A 3,135-nucleotide genomic window follows, 5' to 3' on the forward strand; every position below is an offset into this window, starting at 1 on the left:
ACCATTTCGTGCGCGGCCGTGGCCACTTCATGATCGCCGATTACGTGGCGACCGACGAGAAGACCGGACCGCGCTTCCCGCTGCTGCTCACCACCGGCCGTATCCTCAGCCAGTACAATGTGGGTGCGCAGACTCGCCGCACTGACAATGTGATCTGGCACGAGGAAGATATTCTCGAAATCCATTCCCACGATGCCGAACAGCGTGGGGTGCGTGATGGCGACTGGGTGCGGCTCGATAGCCGCGCTGGCGCCACCAGTCTGCGCGCCCATATCACCGACCGGGTCGCGCCGGGCGTGGTCTACACCACGTTCCACCATCCGGATACCCAGGCCAACGTCATCACCACTGACTATTCCGACTGGGCGACCAACTGCCCGGAATACAAGGTGACTGCGGTGCAGGTGTCTCACTCCAACGGCCCGACCGAGTGGCAGCGCGACTATCAGGCGCATTCCAAGGCGGCGCGGCGCATCGACACGGTGGCGGCAGAATGAGCAAGATGGAAGACCGGTTGGTCTATATGGCCAACCAGATCGGCAAAGCCTTCGTGCTGCGGCCACGTGATGAGGCCATTGATGAGATCGCCACGCATATCAAGGCGTTCTGGGAAAAGCGCATGCTGACGCGGATTTTCGCGCATATCGACGCCGGCGGCGCCGGGCTGGACGAGTTGCCTAAGCAGAGCCTGCTGAAATTGCGGGAGACTCTGCCGAAGTAATTTTTTGCGCCGGCCCAAAGACTAAGACGTGCGTAAACCCCGGCGCAAGACCGGGGGCCTTTCGAAAAAACATAAGAAGGGAAACGTCCTATGGGCTTATTATCTTTCCTCGACCGTGACCACACGGTGGCGCCGGCGGGTTTCAACCGATGGTTGGTTCCCCCGGCGGCTTTGTGCATTCATCTCTGCATCGGCGAGGTCTACGCGTTCAGCGTGTTCAACCTGCCGCTCACCAAGCTGATCGGCCTCAAGGCGGCGGCGCCGGGTGACTGGTCGCTCGTCGATGTCGGCTGGATCTTCTCCGTCGCCATCCTCGTCCTCGGCCTCGCCTCGGCCTTCACCGGCTCCTGGTTGGACCGGGTGGGGCCGCGCAAGGCGATGACCGCGGCGGCCTTGTGCTTCGGCGGCGGCTTCATTGTCAGCGCCATCGGCGTTTCCCTGCACAACCTGCCGCTGCTGTTCCTCGGCTACGGTGTGCTCGGCGGCTGCGGCCTCGGCATCGGCTATATCTCCCCTGTGCGCACGCTGATCACCTGGTTCCCCGACCGGCCGGGCATGGCCACCGGCTTGGCGATCATGGGGTTCGGCGGCGGCGCGATGATCGCCGCCCCGCTCTCGGTGGCGCTGATGCACCATTACGCGACCCCGACCGATCTCGGCGTCGCCCCCACTTTCGTCACGATCGGCGTCATCTACGCGGTGTTCATGTTGATCGGTGCTGCCATCGTGCGGGTGCCGGCGCCGGGTTGGCGTCCGGCGGGTTATGTGCCGGCGGCCCGCCCCTCGCGGCTGATCTCGGATCATCACTACGACGTCGCCACCGCGGTGCGCACGCCGCAATTCTTTCTCCTCTGGGCCATCCTGTTCCTCAACGTCACCGCCGGCATCGGCGTGCTCAGCCAAGCCTCGCCGATGATCCAGGAAATGTTCCACGGCAATGTCACCCCGGTGGCGGCGGCCGGCTTCGTCGGGCTGCTCAGCCTGTTCAACATGGTCGGACGATTCTTCTGGGCCTCCACCTCCGACTATATCGGCCGCAAGGCGACGTATTTCGTGTTCTTCCTGCTCGGCCTGGTGCTGTACGCCGCGGTGCCCAGCATCGCCCGGACCGGCAGCGTCGCAATGTTCGTGCTCTGCTACGGCGTCATTCTCAGCATGTATGGCGGCGGGTTCGCCACCATCCCGGCCTATCTGAAGGATCTGTTCGGCACCTCCTATGTCGGCGCCATCCACGGCAGGCTGCTCACCGCCTGGTCGGCGGCGGGTGTGCTGGGGCCAGTGCTGGTGGACTATATCCGCCAATACCAGATCTCACACGGCGTCGCTAAGGCCGATGCCTACTCCGTGACCATGTACATCATGGCTGGGCTGCTGCTGATCGGCGCGCTGTGCAACCTCGCAGTGGGGCCGGTCGGCGCGCATATCCGCCATATTTCGGCTCCGGCAGAATAAGGAGGCAGCCATGAACACCGACACCACACCCGTCCAGCTGACGATCTACTGGGCCATCGTGCTCGTCCCACTCGCCTGGGGCGTTTACCATACGCTGCTCAACGCCTTGAAACTGTTGGGGTGAAGGAAGAAAGCAGCCGCTTTTTGAAAAAAGCGGCGCAAAAACTTTTGTTATGCTGGGCTATGGGCGTTGTCGCCGACACAGCCCATGGCCCAGCATAGCAAAGTTTTTTGCTACTTTTTGTTCACAAAAAGTAGCCTTCCTTCCTACGTCACCAGCGCTCGGTCTCAGCCTCCAGCCCCAGCATCTGCGCCAGCCGCTCCAGCCGGCGCAGCACCGAATCCCCGGCGAACACGCCGACCGCCTCGGTGAGGCCCAGGGTCAGCCGCCCCGGCGCGATGGCGAGCTGCGCCCCGGCCAGCAGTTGCGGCGTGCCGGCGCAGAGCGTGTAAGCCAGCCGCAAGGCGACGCCCAGTGTCTCCGCCCGCCGCGCCGCCTGCAAGTCCAACAGTGTGCGGGCGGGCGCCAGAAAGCCGGCATCGGGAGAGGCTTCGTAGCGCAGCGCCAGGGTCAACGCGAGAAAGGCCCGGGCGTGATGGTCCACCCCGACGCCCGGCTGGCGGAACGCCCGCAGAAATGCCTGCTCGGCGCGGTATTCCGGGTGCTCGTGGCTGCCAATGTCGGAGAGCCAGCAGGCGGCTTCGCGCAGGCGCCGCTGCGCCCCTGTCTCGCTGGGAAAGAGCGGCGCGGTCCAGGCGATCAAGGCCGGCGGCAGTTTCGGATCCCGCAGAATGCCGCGCGTCAGATCGCGTCCGGCGGCCAGCAGCGGATCCTCGGCGCGGACATCCGCCGGTATCTGCCGGGCAAACCAACCCTCGCGCAGCCCGTTGGCGCTGAACACCACGCGGTTCGCGCCGGAAGCGCGCAACAGGCGGCGCAGGATCAATGCCGCATAAGGCAG

4 protein-coding genes and 1 pseudogene are annotated in these 3,135 nt (G+C 64.7%); 4 read left to right on the top strand and 1 reads right to left on the bottom strand.

Features of this window, described 5'->3' with window-relative positions; all coding sequences use genetic code 11:
* From VGG47_RS00450 to VGG47_RS15685, 4 genes are all read left to right on the top strand, one after another.
* Nucleotides 1-497, top strand: a 497-nt coding sequence (locus VGG47_RS00450) for a molybdopterin oxidoreductase family protein (protein ID WP_331534883.1), incomplete at its 5' end; no start/stop codon positions are given.
* Nucleotides 494-721, top strand: a complete 228-nt coding sequence (locus tag VGG47_RS00455; protein WP_331534884.1) for a formate dehydrogenase subunit delta — start codon at nt 494-496, stop codon at nt 719-721. The genes VGG47_RS00450 and VGG47_RS00455, both read left to right, overlap by 4 nt.
* Before the next feature lie 90 nt (nt 722-811).
* On the top strand, nt 812-2,173 hold the full coding sequence (locus VGG47_RS00460; RefSeq protein WP_331534885.1) for an L-lactate MFS transporter: 1,362 nt from the start codon (nt 812-814) through the stop codon (nt 2,171-2,173).
* A 10-nt stretch (nt 2,174-2,183) separates the two neighbouring features.
* Nucleotides 2,184-2,297 (top strand): MFS transporter small subunit, encoded by a 114-nt coding sequence (locus VGG47_RS15685; RefSeq protein WP_413788640.1) that lies wholly within the window; start codon nt 2,184-2,186, stop codon nt 2,295-2,297.
* Nucleotides 2,298-2,445: 148 nt separating this feature from the next.
* Here VGG47_RS15685 and VGG47_RS00465 read toward each other — a convergent pair.
* A pseudogene (locus VGG47_RS00465) lies at nt 2,446-3,135 on the bottom strand (Ppx/GppA family phosphatase); the annotation flags it as partial.

The organism is Acidocella sp. (assembly GCF_036489515.1).
GTDB lineage: Bacteria > Pseudomonadota > Alphaproteobacteria > Acetobacterales > Acetobacteraceae > Acidocella.